The organism is Jiangella muralis, assembly GCF_001270745.1.
Taxonomy (GTDB): domain Bacteria; phylum Actinomycetota; class Actinomycetes; order Jiangellales; family Jiangellaceae; genus Jiangella; species Jiangella muralis.
The window spans coordinates 1-13,859 of sequence record NZ_LFXL01000010.1; the positions used below are offsets into that span (position 1 = coordinate 1).

Annotated in this window: 19 protein-coding genes and 2 pseudogenes; 12 read left to right on the top strand and 9 right to left on the bottom strand. The window is 69.7% G+C overall.

The features are described 5' to 3' along the window. Positions 1 to 149 precede the first annotated feature (149 nt). Positions 150 to 1,106, bottom strand: coding sequence for an NAD-dependent epimerase/dehydratase family protein (locus ACW62_RS18110; protein WP_083459891.1), 957 nt, complete (start codon positions 1,104 to 1,106; stop codon positions 150 to 152). Further along, positions 1,103 to 1,693 (bottom strand): hypothetical protein, encoded by a 591-nt coding sequence (locus ACW62_RS18115; protein ID WP_157574832.1) that lies wholly within the window; start codon positions 1,691 to 1,693, stop codon positions 1,103 to 1,105. The genes ACW62_RS18110 and ACW62_RS18115 overlap by 4 nt, the downstream gene beginning before the upstream one ends. 115 nt (positions 1,694 to 1,808) lie before the next feature. On the opposite strand from ACW62_RS18115, the gene ACW62_RS18120 reads away from it, so the two are divergent. After that, positions 1,809 to 2,528, top strand: coding sequence for a TetR/AcrR family transcriptional regulator (locus ACW62_RS18120; RefSeq protein ID WP_053205888.1), 720 nt, complete (start codon positions 1,809 to 1,811; stop codon positions 2,526 to 2,528). Between the two features lie 325 nt (positions 2,529 to 2,853). On the opposite strand, the gene ACW62_RS18125 is transcribed toward ACW62_RS18120, so the two are convergent. The 3 genes and pseudogenes from ACW62_RS18125 to ACW62_RS36560 form a co-directional block, all read right to left on the bottom strand. After that, positions 2,854 to 3,588 (bottom strand): GAF and ANTAR domain-containing protein, encoded by a 735-nt coding sequence (locus tag ACW62_RS18125; protein WP_053205531.1) that lies wholly within the window; start codon positions 3,586 to 3,588, stop codon positions 2,854 to 2,856. Continuing rightward, positions 3,585 to 4,193, bottom strand: coding sequence for a GAF domain-containing protein (locus tag ACW62_RS18130; protein ID WP_157574833.1), 609 nt, complete (start codon positions 4,191 to 4,193; stop codon positions 3,585 to 3,587). The genes ACW62_RS18125 and ACW62_RS18130 overlap by 4 nt, the downstream gene beginning before the upstream one ends. A 522-nt stretch (positions 4,194 to 4,715) precedes the next feature. Then, positions 4,716 to 4,885 (bottom strand): annotated as a pseudogene (locus ACW62_RS36560) (LLM class flavin-dependent oxidoreductase); the annotation flags it as partial. A gap of 94 nt (positions 4,886 to 4,979) precedes the next feature. Here ACW62_RS36560 and ACW62_RS18135 point away from each other — a divergent pair. Together ACW62_RS18135 and ACW62_RS36565 are read left to right on the top strand one after the other, a co-directional pair. Next, a complete protein-coding gene (locus tag ACW62_RS18135; protein WP_053205533.1) occupies positions 4,980 to 5,393 on the top strand; it encodes a DUF6098 family protein in 414 nt (137 codons plus the stop codon). A gap of 24 nt (positions 5,394 to 5,417) precedes the next feature. Next, positions 5,418 to 5,516 (top strand): annotated as a pseudogene (locus ACW62_RS36565) (CsbD family protein); the annotation flags it as partial. Between the two features lie 152 nt (positions 5,517 to 5,668). Here ACW62_RS36565 and ACW62_RS36570 read toward each other — a convergent pair. Then, positions 5,669 to 6,016 carry a cytochrome P450 gene (locus tag ACW62_RS36570; protein ID WP_420843605.1) on the bottom strand — a complete coding sequence of 116 codons (348 nt, stop codon included), beginning with the start codon at positions 6,014 to 6,016 and terminating at the stop codon, positions 5,669 to 5,671. Here ACW62_RS36570 and ACW62_RS35885 point away from each other — a divergent pair. Continuing rightward, positions 5,915 to 6,328: a hypothetical protein gene (locus ACW62_RS35885; RefSeq protein WP_240477338.1), complete on the top strand. Its 414-nt coding sequence runs from the start codon at positions 5,915 to 5,917 to the stop codon at positions 6,326 to 6,328. The two genes, ACW62_RS36570 and ACW62_RS35885, sit on opposite strands and share 102 nt — an antisense overlap. A gap of 512 nt (positions 6,329 to 6,840) precedes the next feature. On the opposite strand, the gene ACW62_RS18150 is transcribed toward ACW62_RS35885, so the two are convergent. From ACW62_RS18150 to ACW62_RS18160, 3 genes are all read right to left on the bottom strand, one after another. Further along, positions 6,841 to 7,182: a hypothetical protein gene (locus ACW62_RS18150; RefSeq protein WP_053205536.1), complete on the bottom strand. Its 342-nt coding sequence runs from the start codon at positions 7,180 to 7,182 to the stop codon at positions 6,841 to 6,843. 712 nt (positions 7,183 to 7,894) lie between these two features. Beyond that, positions 7,895 to 8,389 (bottom strand): hypothetical protein, encoded by a 495-nt coding sequence (locus ACW62_RS18155; RefSeq protein ID WP_053205537.1) that lies wholly within the window; start codon positions 8,387 to 8,389, stop codon positions 7,895 to 7,897. Further along, positions 8,380 to 8,943, bottom strand: a complete 564-nt coding sequence (locus tag ACW62_RS18160) for an RNA polymerase sigma factor (protein WP_053205538.1) — start codon at positions 8,941 to 8,943, stop codon at positions 8,380 to 8,382. The genes ACW62_RS18155 and ACW62_RS18160 overlap by 10 nt, the downstream gene beginning before the upstream one ends. Positions 8,944 to 9,133: 190 nt before the next feature. Between ACW62_RS18160 and ACW62_RS18165 the strand changes: the two genes are divergently transcribed. The 8 genes from ACW62_RS18165 to ACW62_RS18200 all read left to right on the top strand — a co-directional run bounded on the left by ACW62_RS18165 (position 9,134) and on the right by ACW62_RS18200 (position 13,849). Next, the gene (locus ACW62_RS18165; protein WP_053205539.1) at positions 9,134 to 9,598 is read left to right on the top strand and encodes an Asp23/Gls24 family envelope stress response protein; all 465 of its coding nucleotides are present in this window, start codon (positions 9,134 to 9,136) and stop codon (positions 9,596 to 9,598) included. Next, the gene (locus tag ACW62_RS18170) at positions 9,595 to 9,939 is read left to right on the top strand and encodes an Asp23/Gls24 family envelope stress response protein (RefSeq protein ID WP_053205540.1); all 345 of its coding nucleotides are present in this window, start codon (positions 9,595 to 9,597) and stop codon (positions 9,937 to 9,939) included. The genes ACW62_RS18165 and ACW62_RS18170 overlap by 4 nt, the downstream gene beginning before the upstream one ends. 5 nt (positions 9,940 to 9,944) lie before the next feature. Next, positions 9,945 to 10,115, top strand: coding sequence for a DUF2273 domain-containing protein (locus ACW62_RS18175; protein WP_083459960.1), 171 nt, complete (start codon positions 9,945 to 9,947; stop codon positions 10,113 to 10,115). Positions 10,116 to 10,333: 218 nt separating this feature from the next. Further along, a complete protein-coding gene (locus tag ACW62_RS18180) occupies positions 10,334 to 11,026 on the top strand; it encodes a DUF6286 domain-containing protein (protein WP_053205542.1) in 693 nt (230 codons plus the stop codon). Beyond that, on the top strand, positions 11,023 to 11,592 hold the full coding sequence (locus tag ACW62_RS18185; protein ID WP_053205543.1) for a hypothetical protein: 570 nt from the start codon (positions 11,023 to 11,025) through the stop codon (positions 11,590 to 11,592). The genes ACW62_RS18180 and ACW62_RS18185 overlap by 4 nt, the downstream gene beginning before the upstream one ends. A gap of 245 nt (positions 11,593 to 11,837) precedes the next feature. Next, complete coding sequence (locus tag ACW62_RS18190) at positions 11,838 to 12,062, top strand: hypothetical protein (protein WP_053205544.1); 225 nt, start codon at positions 11,838 to 11,840, stop codon at positions 12,060 to 12,062. A gap of 99 nt (positions 12,063 to 12,161) precedes the next feature. Then, positions 12,162 to 12,803: a hypothetical protein gene (locus ACW62_RS18195; protein ID WP_053205545.1), complete on the top strand. Its 642-nt coding sequence runs from the start codon at positions 12,162 to 12,164 to the stop codon at positions 12,801 to 12,803. Positions 12,804 to 12,808: 5 nt separating this feature from the next. Then, positions 12,809 to 13,849 carry an SRPBCC family protein gene (locus ACW62_RS18200; RefSeq protein WP_083459961.1) on the top strand — a complete coding sequence of 347 codons (1,041 nt, stop codon included), beginning with the start codon at positions 12,809 to 12,811 and terminating at the stop codon, positions 13,847 to 13,849. The last annotated feature ends 10 nt before the right edge of the window (positions 13,850 to 13,859 follow it).

Consider the following 13,859-nt stretch of genomic DNA (forward strand, 5'->3'; position numbering starts at 1 on the left):
GCCGAGCCATAGGCGTCCTGCACGACCGCCCGGCTCCTGGTCGTGGTGCCGTCTGTGGTCATGGTGAACTCCTGACGTAGTGGCGGCCGGCGGCCACGAGGCAAGCCCTCGCCGGCCGCAAGATGCGGTGAAACGGGCGTAGTCAACAGCTAGGAAAACGCCGCCTGCTGGTGCCGGTAGCTGTGGAGTGTCTCGGCGAGGGCTTCGTCGATGGAAGTGGCATGGACGCCGAGCTCGGCCGCGATCTTGTCGCTGTCGACGATGAAGGGCTCCGCGAACTGGTACTGCATCTCCAGGAGCTCGCGCACCGTCGGGTTCACCACGCCCATGGCGCGCAGTATGAGTGGCGGAATCGCGCGCAGCCTGGTGCGAGTCTGGCCGGCCTGCTGGTAGACGACATCGACGAGTTGGCGAGTGGTGCGAGTCTCGGCGTCGTTGGGTAGGTGCCACACCTCGCCCGGTGCGTCCGGGTGTTCGCCGAGGACGGCGAGGGCCTCGCCGATGTCGGGGATGTAGGTGTAGGTGTGCGGCTGATCGGGGTCGCCGAGCACCGTGGCAGTCTTTCCGGCCAGCGCGGCGGGAAAGACGCGGTCGCCGAGATTGGACTGGGCACCACCCAGGGGGCCGAAGTAGTCCGAGGCGCGGCCGATCGCCACCTGCACCCGGCCGGCGTCGTGTGCCGCGAGAAGTTCGCGAGCCATCCGGCCCCGGAGCTGTCCCTTCTTGGTGTGGGCGTCGTAGGCGCGGTCTTCGGTGAGCGCACGGCCCGCGGGGCGTCCGTACATGTAGACGTTCTCCATGCTGACGAGGCGGGCGCCGGTGGCTCCGGCAGCGACGAGCACGCCGGCCTGCAGAGCGGGGAACTGGGCGGTCCATTCCGGGTAGGGAGGGTTGAGCGTCTGATAGACGACCCGAGCGCCTTCGGCGACGGTCACGGTGAAGTCGGGGTCGCGGGCGTCGCCGCCGACGACCTCGACATCGTCGGGCACGCGTGCGTGGCCGGACCGGTTGACCAGCCGGACGGTCTCGCCGCGGCGACGTAAGGCCTCGAGCGTGGCAATGCCGATCGCGCCCGTTCCGAAGATCACGTGCCCGGCGGTGGTCACACCGTCTCCTCAGCCCCCGCCGGCACGACAGGGCCGTCCGCGCCGTAGGGCAGGAGACGCTGAAGTAGCAATCCAGACAGCGCGGAGAAGGCGAGCGCACCGTAGGCGCCGAAGATGGTGAACTGCTCGTCCACACTGATCCCGCCAAGAGTGGTGACGGTCCACCCCAGAGCCCACATGACGGGCATCGCGGCGGCCCACACCCAACGCGGGTGGACGTGGCGGGGTAACGCGAAGGCCTGTGCCGGGCCTAGGACGGCGCCTGTGAGGACGCCCATCAGAGCGAGGTCGGCCAGCGAGGTGCCGTAGCCGACGACCGAGGCGCCGAGGAGCAGCCCCACGCTCATGCCGACGGCGGTGGCCGGGATCCATCTGAGTGGATCGAGTCGCCGGCGGCTCACCAACACCTGGCCGGCGCCGAGAACCAGCCCAGCGACTCCACCGCCCAGCATCGCCGCAGCGGCATCGTCGACGCGACCGCTGACCGCAGTGCCTGCCAGGCCGGCGACGGGAAAGACCAAGAACCCCGCGGTCCAGATGAGCGAGGTTCGCAGCGCGGATGTTGAGGAGGCATCTGGTCGGGTCATGGGGTCAGCTCCTCGGCCAGCGGGAGGCATGGCCTTGGTTGACTTCCGGATCCCGCCATTTCTGTACGTGGTACAAATATTGTACGACGTACAGAAGAAGTCAAGGGAGTCATGGATGCAGACCTCGGGCGGACCTACGGCGTCGACAGGATCCAGGCGTGGTCGTCGACGGACGCTGAGCGAGGACGAGATCCTCGACGCGGCGATGGCGCTGCTGGACGAGGGCGGACCCAAAGCGGCCTCCATCCGTGGGATCGCCGCCGCGGTCGGGGTCGCCCCGAACGCCGTCTACACCTACTTCCCCGACAAGGCCGCCGTGGTCGAAGCGCTCATCGAGCGGCTGCTCGGAGAGGTGAACCACGACGTCTTCGCCGACCGCGCCCAACCCTGGCGGCTACGGCTGGAAGCCCTCGCCCTGGAACTCAGGCGACGACTCTGCGAACACCCCGGAGCCGTGCCGTTGATGATCGGCGGTCCGATGAACGGGCCGCACGCGCTGAGCCTGAACGAACGGCTCCTCGAACTCCTCGCCGACGCCGGCCTCGACCCGGTCGACGCCGCCCGCGCGTCCTACCTGCTCATCGTCTATGCCTTCGGGTCGATCGCCCTGCAGCTCGCGGACGTATCCGAACCCGGCCCGGCGCCACCAGAACCAGAACGGATAGCCATCAGGCACCACGCCTTCGCCCGGATGCCTGCCGGCCGCTACCCGAGGGCTGCCACGGTGACCACCACCATGGCCGAGTACATCTCCACCGAGCAATATCTCTGGGGCTTGCACCGCCTGTTCGACGGCATCACCGCGCACGCCGCCGCCCGCACGGAATCGAGCTAGCGCGGCCCCGCCCGACGAAATCGGAGGTCCTGGCCGGTCGCCCACCGTCCAAGCGCGCCCCCACCTGGGCCTGCCATGCCCGCGCCCGCCCCGGTGACTCAACGGCCGGCCAAGACCTCCGCCGCCGCGGCCGCGAGGCCCGGCGGCCACGAACGAGGGAGGTGCAGACGACACTTGTGTGGCCCGCTCGACACCCTCGCCGCGGCTGATCAGCCGCCGAGGTCCGGAGCGACACGTCACGATGTGATGTTGCCGTGACGTTACGCCCGCCATCACACCCCGTCAAGGGTACGGTCGTCGCTGCGGTGCCGTCGGGGTGTAGTCGTCAAACTGACTGGCTGGGATGGTTCCACGCAGGGTCGGGACGCCCGTCGACGACCGCTGCGGCCACGTCGCGGAGCTTGCGGTTGGTCGACCGGGCGTGATCACGCATGATCGCGAACGCATCGTCCATCGACACGGCCAGCCGCTCGGCAAGCACACCCTTCGCCTGCTCGATCATGATGCGACTGTTCAGCGCCGCCTGGAGCTGCTCGGTGACGGCCTCATGCCGGCGGACGGTGCGTTCGTGCAGGATCCCGATCGTGGCCACGTCGGCCAAGGCCTGCGCCAGCGCCAGAACCTCCTCATCGAGGGCACCACCCGTCTCGTCGAACAGGTTCATGGCCCCGACCACCTTGTCTCGCAAGCGCATCGGCAGCGCATGGACGGCGGCATAGCCGCTCGCGCGAGCGGCCGGAGCGAACCTCGGCCACCGCTCGTCATCGGCCCGCAGGTCAGCGCTGTGCACCGCGACACCGGTCTGATAGCACTCCAGACACGGACCCTCGGAGTTCTGCAACTGGAACAGCTCCAGCAGCCGTGTCTGCTCGGCGGAGGCGGCGACGAGGTTCAGTGTCGCGTGGTGGTCGACCAGGACGATCCCGCACGCCGTCACGTTCAGCAGTTTCACGACGCGCTGGGCGAGGACGTCGAGGAAGTCGATGACGTCGTAGTCGTCCACCAGTGTGTCGGCCAGCTCGACGAAGGCCTCTCGCACCTGTCGGTCGGTGGTGGTCATCGTTCGCCCTCCGTTTCCTGATCGTCCCTGCTCGGAGGCGTACCCATGGTCTTGTTCCCATCGCCGTCGGTCGTCATGCCGGTGTCTACGTCGGGGAGGAACCGGAATCGGCGGGCCACCAGATCGGCTGCGGCATCGGCCAGCCGCAGATCGTGGAGGTAGGCGTACGCGCGCAGCCGGGACAGCGCCTCCGCCACGCCGATGCCGAGCTGGACACTCGCCATGCCCGCCGCCTGGTGGACCTCGGCCCGCCGTTCCGGAAGATCGCGGCCGGTCACCTTCTCCGCATCGAAGCCGAGGCCGCTGCGCTGGTCGAGCGCCAGCACCAGTACGGCGTCGGCGTAGGCCAGCACGTCGGCGAGCTCGGCCGGACTCAACTGGCCCGCGGCGCGTCGATACACGTTCAGCACACCGAGCCGCGCGGCGCCGGCACCCACCGGGAACGCGAACACCGCCCGGACCTCGCGGGCCACCGCCCCGGCCGCGAAGGCCGGCCAGCGTCGACGCGCCTGGGGCTCGGCCAGATCCGCCGCGAGCACCGGGCGATCGCCGCCAGCGGCGTCCACGGCCGGCCCTTCGCCGAGGGTGAACTGCAACTCGTCCAATTCCTCGCTCCACTCGCCGACGGTCAGGACCGGTTCGCGCAGACCTCGCCCCCGGCTCACCGAGAGACCCGCGCCGATCGCCCCCGTGGCCTGGACGCACGCAGCCAGGGCATGCCTCGTCGTCGGCTCCACGCCCTCGGCCAGAGCGTGGGCGAGAATCGGGCCCCACACCCGACGCCCACGCAGGTCAGGCACCGAGCGCGCCAACCAGCGGCCACGACCACGTCGGCATGTCCACCCCCTGAACGTAGGCTGGCATCGTCGCAGCCCATCGGCAGATCCGCCAGCGCCACCGGCGCCCACACCGTCGGAACGCGCCCCGCTTCGCATGAGGCGGTGCATACCGCCCACAGGACGGCATGCACGGCGTGGCCTTCACGCTCCGCGGATGCGGGCTCGGGCGGCGGTCGGTGCGGGCCGAGAGCGTGGCCGCGTTCCAGCAGCGGTGCCGAGGCCTGGCGACATCGCGGCGGGCCACCCGTCGTCCACAATCGACCTGCGGCCGTCGCGCAGGTGCGGATCGATCACCGACCACACGAACGGGCTGTGACCCTGCTGATCGGTCCACGGGTGAAAATGGTCGGAGATCCACAGCGCCTCGAACCCCGCATCCTGTGCCCGCACCGCCTGCCGGACCAGTTCCCGCGCGGCCCCCAGTCCTCGCTGGCCAGGAAGTACCCGAACCGCGTCATCGTCCTTCTCCCCTCGCTCGCCCTGCTCTGTGGGGTCCCTACCCCGCCGGCCCTCGAACATGACCGCAGCGGATGCCGCCCGTAGGCTGCCACGGTGAGGACCATCGCGACCTTGGACGATCTCGTCGCCCTGGTGGACGATCGCCCCGGCCTCTTCGTGCGTTTCTCCCACGGACCCGAAGCCGACCTAGGATCGCCGAGCCTCGACTACGAAGCCGACGTCGAACTGCCCGGCCTGTCCGTGACCCCGTTGAACCCGGAGCCGTGGTGGACCCGAACAACCCTCGACTGGGTGGCTCGCCGCGTCTGCAAGTACGCCGAGCTCGCACAGAAGGATCCGTCCCGACGGCCATGGATCCTCACCGGGCAGGTGATCGGACAAGGACCAGATCACGAGCCGCTACTCGACGCCGTCGAGCCCCTCGCCTGGCTATCTACAGACGCCCTCGCTAAGGCGCTCGACCACTACCGCCGTGCATTCGACAAGGGCCGCGACTCTGCCGACTGACCGTGGCGGGCGAGCCGGTCGGACGCGACGGACGACAAGCCCACCCAGGCGGAAGGAAAGGCCGAACAGGCCAAGGCAGACCTCAAGCAAGCGGGCGAGAAGGCCAAGGACGCTTTCAAGTAGGCATCCTCGGAGCTGGGCGTCCTCTGTTTCTCGTCCCGGGGTCGCCCGGCTCTTGCGTCTGCTCTCGAGTGCGGCTGCCCGTTGCGCCGTCGGATCGTCCGCCCTCTATCCGTCTTGTCAACGCTCAATCGCGCAGGGTGATCAGGACTCCGCTACGCGGCCGGGTGGGGATCCGGGCGAGGTCGACAGTGAGGTCCTGCGGCGGGAGGTCTAGAGGGGTTCGTGCCAGCCGCCGCACCGCCTCCTCCAGCAGAACGAGGGTGGCGTCCTCGCCCGGACAACGGTGCCCATGCCGCAGGTCGCCGCCGCCCTGTGGGACGAGGATGTCCGGATCTGCTGGCCGGCCCCAGGAAGCGGCCGGGATCGAATCGATAGGGATCGCGCCAATGTGCGGGATCGTGATCGGTTCCGTCGACGTCGAGGATCACGTAGCCACCGGCCGGCAACCGAAAACCGAGCACATCCTGCTCGGTTCGGGCGCGGGCGGCGTGGATCGGCACGAACTGGCACCGGCGGCGGACCTCATGCGCGAACGCAAGACGCGCGGCGGCGTCGCCTGCGGCGATGCGGTCTCGCCAATGCGGCTGGTGGTGCAGGGCGACGCCGGCGAACGCGACGAACCAGGCGACCGCGACCGTCGGCCGCACCAGGTTGAGCAGCGCGACGCCGGCGGCCCGGCCGGGGAGATCTGCTGTTCGGGCGACCGCGTCCAGCGCCGTGTCGTGACTGGGACGGATCAGGTCGGCCCGCACCTCACGTACCAGCCCGGTCGCCCAGCGGTCCAACTGCCGGCGGGCGCTCAGGGCCCGTAGATAGGACGGACCAGGGCTGGCGAACCCATCGAGAAACGGCCGCCAGCTGACCGGCCCGTCGGACGGTCTCCGGCGGGTCCGCCATGATGCCCGCCCACGGTAGTGCCGTCGCCGTCAGGACCTGGACGGCCTGGTCGAACAGGATCACCGGGCGGCCGGTTCCCACGTGCGGGCCGCGGCCGCCCATCGGTCGTGCGCCCGTTCTCGCAAGTCTGCGGTAGCCGCCGCTGTCAAAACGTCCAAGTACAGCAACTTGTGTCGGTGGTGTTCAGCGTCGTCGAGGCCATGCACCGACTCTTGGCCGAACAGGACGCGGCTCACCGGTTGGGGAATCGCGTCGCGGCGCAACCGTGGATCGTAGAACCGCCGCACGCCCTCCGCCCCGCCCACGACCGCGGCCGGCCGGCCCAGGAATCGCGCCGCCACCGCGGGTCGACCCCGCCGTAGCGCGCTCGCCCATCGGTAGCCGCCGCGGAGCAGGCCAAGAGATTCGTCAATCATCACTGGTGCGCTCAGCCCTCGTCGTGGTCGGAGGGGTCGAATCTCCAGAACGTGCTCGTGGCGCCGTCCGGCTCGTGTTCGCGGTACCAGAAGCGCAGGTCGTAGGTATCGAACGCCTCCAGCCACTGGTCCCACGTGACGGACTCGCTGCCGTCGTCCCCGCCGGGCCACGCCAGCCGCAGGGCATCGGCGGGAAGGCGACCGCCTTCGGCAGGTCGGGTGGTCGCCGGTGTGGCGCCACGAGTCGACGCCCAGGAACGGATCACCTGGTGATTGCGGGTCACCAGGATCTGCCCGGCATGGTCTTCGTGCACGTCCGGGCCGGCCGCGGCCTTGTGCGTCGGTTCGCTCACGACAGTCCCGTTCCCCGTGCTGGCCAGGGCAAACCGGTGCCGGACGCACTGGGTACGGGCCGATGGAAGTCTCCCCCAGCACTCGGCCACGGATCCGCGTCGCGACCCTGAATATCTGGGCACGCCACGGCGACTGGGCCGCACGCCGGGGCCTGTTACGAGGCGAGTTCGCCCGGTTCACTCCCGACCGGGTGACGCTGCAGGAGACTGTGCTCACCGACACGTAGGACCAGGTTGCCGAGCTGTTCGGTCCGGAGCACGCCATCATTTCAGAGAGGGCGGCGCACTACCGACGGGGTCGGATGCACGATCGGGCAGTGCGCCGTCGTCGAGGTGGTGACACCGCTCGGACCGCTGCTGTTTCGCCAATCACAAGCCGAGCTGGCAGCTCGAGCACGAGCGCGAACTCCAGGTGTCGGCGCAGCCACCGTCATCGAGCGACTCCTACCCATCGCCCAACCTCCTCAAGGGCGATGTCTCCACGCCAGGAGGGAAGCTCACGGTCTGGGGTTCATGAAGTGGTGAGTTTCCGAGGAGCGACCTGCCTGCTATTTCAGCGGCCGCGAGACAACAACGCCCACCCGCACCGATCCGAGGTGCGCCCACGTTGACGGAGCCGTCGAACCACCGGGCGCCCGGGTCGACCTCGGTGAGGGGAGCCGGCACTGATGACCCCAGGGCGGGCCGCCGTCGCCTCTGGGCTCCCGCCACGTCAGCCTGATGGCGGCGGATTCACGTCACGGACCTCGATGGTGACGGCGGCCGCGTCGATCATCGGGACAACCGGTCCGAGGATGGCGGCAACCTGGGCCAGGATCAGTCGGCGGACAGTTGCGGCCGCGGGGTGGATGCGCTCCGGGTAGTCGACCGCGACACCCGCGACGACCGCGACCAGAACGTCGCCGTCGAGGTCGAGGCGGACGTGCGTCAGGTCGACGCCGGGCACGGAGTCGACGGCCTCCTGCAGATGGGTCGTGATCACCTGGTCGCTGACGTGGAACGGCCCACTGGATGCCACACCACGAACCGGGCGCGATCTGCGGGTGGCGGCGAGGACGTGCTGGAGGATGCGCTGCGACGCGCCAGCCCAGGCGTGGTCCGTGTAGGACCGCAGCGCGGCCGCGGCACGGTCCACGACAGCGATGTCCGGATCGGCGAGCTCGCCGTCGGTCCCGCGCTCGGAGCCCGGCCCTGGGGTCATCGCCATGACGCCAGCCTCTCGGCCAGACTCTGTCGTGCTCGGTACAGCCGACCACGGACAACACCTCGCGAGGTGTGCATGATCCCGGCGATCTCCTCGTAGCTCAGTTCGTCGACCTCTCGAAGGATCCAGGCGATCCGCTGGTTGTCAGGCAGTGTCGCAAGCGCGTCGTCGAGTGCGGCGACGAGGGCGTTCTCGATGGCCCCCCGAGCGGGATCGTCGTGAACCGTCGCCGGCCGGTCGTCCTCGGGCTCTCGTGGTTCCGGACGACGACGACGCCTAAGATTGTGCGCCTTGTTCAGGGTCAACCTGAACAGCCACGTGCGCAAGGCCGCGTCGCCGCGGAACTCATCGAGGCTCTGCCACGCCGCGACCAGTGCGTCCTGGACGGCTTCCTCCGCATCGCCGTCGTCGAGCAGAATTCGCCTGGCGAGCCTGAACATCGCCGGACCATGCCGATGGGCGATCACAGTGAATGCCTGCCGATCACCCAGGCCCGCGCGCCGAGCGAGCACGAGATCGTCGTCGCCGACGACGAGCGAGTGCTGACCCTCTGCCATCTGCCGGACGTACCCGACAATCAGAATTTAACTGTCCAAATCCGGACGAGAGTCCGGAACCAGCCGAGGCATCTACTGTGACGTACATCACATCAAAGACGGTGTGACGGTTGGCGAACGGAGAGTGTCCAACGATCGTCAGCCCGGCGCGAAACAGGCACCTGGCAGGTGTCGAAAGGGGGGCACGTCCATGGGGGATACGGAGAACACGAGGACTACGGGGGGCACGACCGGCGTCGCGGATCCACGCACCGCCGGTCCGCTGGTCACCGACCAGGGCCGCACCACCATCGCGGAAGGTGTCGTCTCGAAGATCGCCGGCATCGCAGCTCGCGAGGTAGCCGGCGTCTACGACCTCGGCGGAGGCACGGCGCGTGCCGTGGGAGCGCTGCGCGAGCGCATCCCCGGCTCGAGAGTGAATCTGCAGCAAGGAGTCGCGGTCGAGGTCGGCGAACGCCAGGCCGCCATCGACATCGACATCATGGCCGAGTACGGCCTCTCCATCGTCGACCTGTCCACCGGCATCCGCCGGAACGTCGTCGCCGCGGTCGAGCGCATGACCGGCCTCGACGTCACCGAGGTGAACATCAACGTCAACGACGTCCACGTCGAGGGTGAGGACGACGATGCATCCACGGAGAGCCGGGTCGAATGAGCCCCGCGGACGACAGCGATGCTGGAGGACGCAGGGAGCAACTGCTGGCCGACCGGATCGCCGAGGCGGTCTTGTCCGTCGACGGTGTCATCGAGCTGCACGGCGGCCTGTTCGGTGAGGTGGGAACGTACCTGCCCGGCCGGCGGGTGCCAGGGATCCGGCTCGGCCCCGGCGACGGGGTCGAGATCCACCTCGTGGCGCGCTGGGGTGTCCCCATCCCACGCATCGTGGACGCGGTGAGACGTGCCGTCGCCACCGTGACGGAGGGCGAGGTCCAGGTGACCGTCGAGGACGTCTCGGTCGGCGCACCGGCCGGCGGCACAACGGGGAGGGAACTGTGAACGCGATGACCACCGGCCTGCTGGCCGGGATTCTGCTCGCCGTCGCGGCTACGACGGGCGGCGTCGGCGGCTTCTTGCTGGCCGTCGTTCTCGGTGCCGCGGGGCTGGCCGTCGCCGGCCAGTTGGCGGGTGAGCTGGACCTCGCCGCTCTGTGGCGCAGCCGGGAGCGAGAATGACGACCACTCTTCCTCCGGCCACACCCCCGGCGACGCTCCCGGATGCCGGCGGCCGCGGTGACTTGACGATCCACGAACGTGTCGTTGAGCGGACCGCCGAACGCATAGCCGCTGAGACCACCGGGTGGGCGCACCGGCCGTCCGGCTGGCATCGAATCAGCGGCACGGCACTGCCACACGCGGAGGCCACGATCGTTGGCCGGCACGTCCGTGTCGCGGTGACGGTCGGAGCGGGCAGCGACCGGACCCTGCCGGCCATCGCCGGGGCGGTACGGACGGCGGTCGGCATCCACGTGAACGAGCTCACGGGCCTCGATGTCGACGAGGTAGATGTCCGGGTGACGCGTCTCACCGGCTCTCCCCCGCCGGGCACGCCGGCGTTGCCGGCCGCCGCTCCGCCTGCGGCCGCCGGCCCGGCCCGGCGGGCCGGTGTCGTCCTTGCCCTGCTGCTGATCGCCGTCGGCGCACTCGCCGTCTACGACATGCTGACCGGCCTGGACGCGATCGACGGCCCGCTGCCTGTCGAGCGCGCCCTGGACCGGATCGACGGACTGCAACCGCAGGACTGGATGGTCCCCGTGGGCATCATCGTGGCGCTGGCCGGGCTGTGGCTCGTCCTGTCGGCGCTCCGGCCGCGCCCGCGCCGGGCGCTGGCGCTGCGGGCCGAGAGCGGCGCGTATGCATCGCGCCGAACCATCGAGCACATCGCCGTGGACACCGCGACCCAACATCCCGGCGTCGTCGATGCACACGCCCGGGCCCGGCGCCGCACGGTCACCGTCCGCATCCACACCGACGGTGAGGCCGCGACCACGGGCGAGGTCCGCGGCGCTCTCATCGACCGGCTCGATCGGCTCGAAGGCGCACCGAGGATCCGAGTGTCGGCCAGACGCGCGGGAGGCAGGAGATGAGCGGTTTCGCGGCGGGCCTGGAGCGGACGGTGGTTCTCCTCGTCGGCCTGCTGCTGGTGGCCGTCGGCGCGAGTGCCGTCGCGTGGCAGCAAGGCTGGATCCCGGACGCCGTCGATCGAATCGACGCCTCAGCCCTGACCGAACACACCGGAGAACCATGGTGGCCGTGGGCCATTGGCGGCGCGGGCATCGTCCTGATCGTCATCGGCGTCTGCTGGCTGGTCGCGCACGGGCGCCGTCACACCATCAGCAGGTTGCGACTCGCCGGTTCCAGCCGGCAAGGACGACTCGCCGCCGATGCCTCCGCCGTCGTCGACGCCGCCGGCGCGGCCTTCGAGACCGCACCCGGAGTGGCGTTCCGCGGCGGACGGCTCTGGCGCGACCGGGGCGAGCTCACTGTGGATCTGAGAGCATCCGCCGCTCCCAGCACGGATCTCGCCGAGGCAGCCGCTGCCGCCGATCGTGCGGCGACCGCGGCGCGATCTCACCTGGGGGATGACAGTGACGCACACCTTCGCGTCGTCCTTGTTGGCGCCCGGCGCCGCGCCGGGACCAGAGTCCGTTGAGACCCTCGCCCGCCCGGTCAATCCCGCCGGACAGCGACATCGCTATAGGTAACCGTGACCGCGCAGCACCGAGGAAGGGAGTCCCATGGGTGCAGAAGACAAGATCAAGAACGCTGCCGAGGACAGCCCTGATCGGAGTCATCACCGCCGGACATTTATCCGGAAAGTCCGCAATATCCTGTTCGACCTCCTCAGCTCGTGGTACCCGACCCGAGTCGAGGCCCCGACGCGGTTCTGGAGGATCCATGTCGAGGAACCACAACGAGATCGTCCGCAGGGTCCTTCTCGACACGCTGATGCGCAAGGCGGAGGCCGATCTCTACCCGTCGTCGACGATGCTCGACCAGATCGAGTCGCTCCTCACCGAGGACGACATCGCCGAGTACGCCGCGATGCTCGTCGATCGCATCGACGGTGACCTTTATCCGAGCATTCCGATGATCCAGCGGGTGCTCCGGCTCACGACCTGAGACCCGCAATGCGCGGATGACAGCGTCGCCCTGCGGCGCACCCGATCGGGTGCGCCGCACCAACACCACACATCGGGAAGCACCACAAGGGAGTGAATGATGGAAACGGCCACCCGGGTCGCCGCAGCGGCGGCCAGCGGCTACATCCTTGGCCGCACGAAGAGACTGAAGCTGGCGATCGCCGTCGGCAGCATGCTGGCCGGCAAGCGGCTGGCCACCGATCCGCGCGGCATGATGCGGCAGGCCGGCGAGTTGGTCGAGAGTCGCCCGGAGCTGGCGAAGCTGTCCGATCAGGTGCGCACGACGCTGTTCATGGCTGCGCGTGGCGCAGCGGTCGGCGTTGTGGGCCAGCGTATCGACCGGCTGAGCGACTCCATCCGCGACCGCTCCGACCGGCTGACTGGCGCGGTCACCGACAAGGTCCCGCTCGACCGCGGGAGTGGCGATGAGGACGAGGAGCGCTCGGACTCGCGCAGCGACGAGGACCAGGACGACCGCGACGAGGACCAGGACGAGAGCCGCGGCTCGCGGCGCCCCCGGCGTGGCGACGACGGCGACGACTCCGGCCCGGAGGGGGGCGGCACGGAGGAGCCCGGCGAGCGGTCTCGGCCGCGTAAGCGAGCCGCGAAGAAGACGCCGGCCAAGCGCGCTGTGTCGGAGCGCGGTGACGCGCCCGCCCGCAAACGGACGGCGAAGAAGTCCGCCTCGTCCGGCCGGTCCCGTTCCGGGTCGAGGGGGTGACCGACATGGCGACGCGTGGCGACATCGACACCCGTCCGGACCAGGGCTTCCGCGGCCTGCTCGGCGAGCTGCCGCTGGACCGGCTCAAGGACGAGGCGAAGAACGGCCTGACCTCGCTCGGCGAGTGGGCGGTCAAGTCCGCCGGTGACCGCATCGGCAAGACGACCGGCAAACTCGAGGACGTCGCGGCCGGCGGGCCCATCGGCGGTGGCGCGCTGGTCGGAGCCGCCAAGGACGGCGCGCCCGGCGCGGTCAAGGGCGCGATCAGCGGTGTCAAGGACAAGGTCGTCGGCGCCTTCACGGGCGGCGGCTCGAAGGGCGGCGACAAGGCGACCCGCTCGACGAACATCATCGAAGAGATCGACATCGGCGCCCCGATCGACGTGGTCTACAACCAGTGGACCCAGTTCCAGGACTTCTCGAACTTCATGAAGAAGGTCGAGGGTGTGGAGCAGAAGGCCGACGAGAAGCTGGACTTCAAGGCGCAGGTGTTCTGGTCGCACCGCACGTGGTCGGCGACGATCATCGAGCAAGTTCCGGACGAGTTGATCGTCTGGCGCTCCACTGGGGAGAAGGGCCACGTCGATGGCGCCGTGACGTTCCACGAGCTGGCGCCCCGGCTGACCAGGGTCGTCGTGGTGCTCGAGTACTACCCGAAAGGGCTGGTCGAGCGCACCGGCAACATCTGGCGGGCCCCGGGCCGCCGGGCCCGGCTGGAGCTCAAACACTTCAGAAGGCACGTGATGATGAACCTCCTCCAGGACTCCGACCAGGTCGAGGGCTGGCGCGGCGAGATCCACGACAGCGAGGTCGAGGAGACCGACGACGAGGCGCGCGAGCGCGAGGCCGCCGATGCCGGAGACGAGGAGCCACTCGAGGACGAGGCAGACGAGTACGACGAGGAACCCGCCGAGGACGAAGAGGACGAGGAGCCGCTCGAGGACGAGGCAGACGAGTACGAGGAAGAGCCGGCCGAGGAGGACGAGGCGGCCGCCGACGAGGACGAGGAGCCCGCGCCTCGGCGCCGCCGCACCCGGACCCGATGAGGGCCTTGGG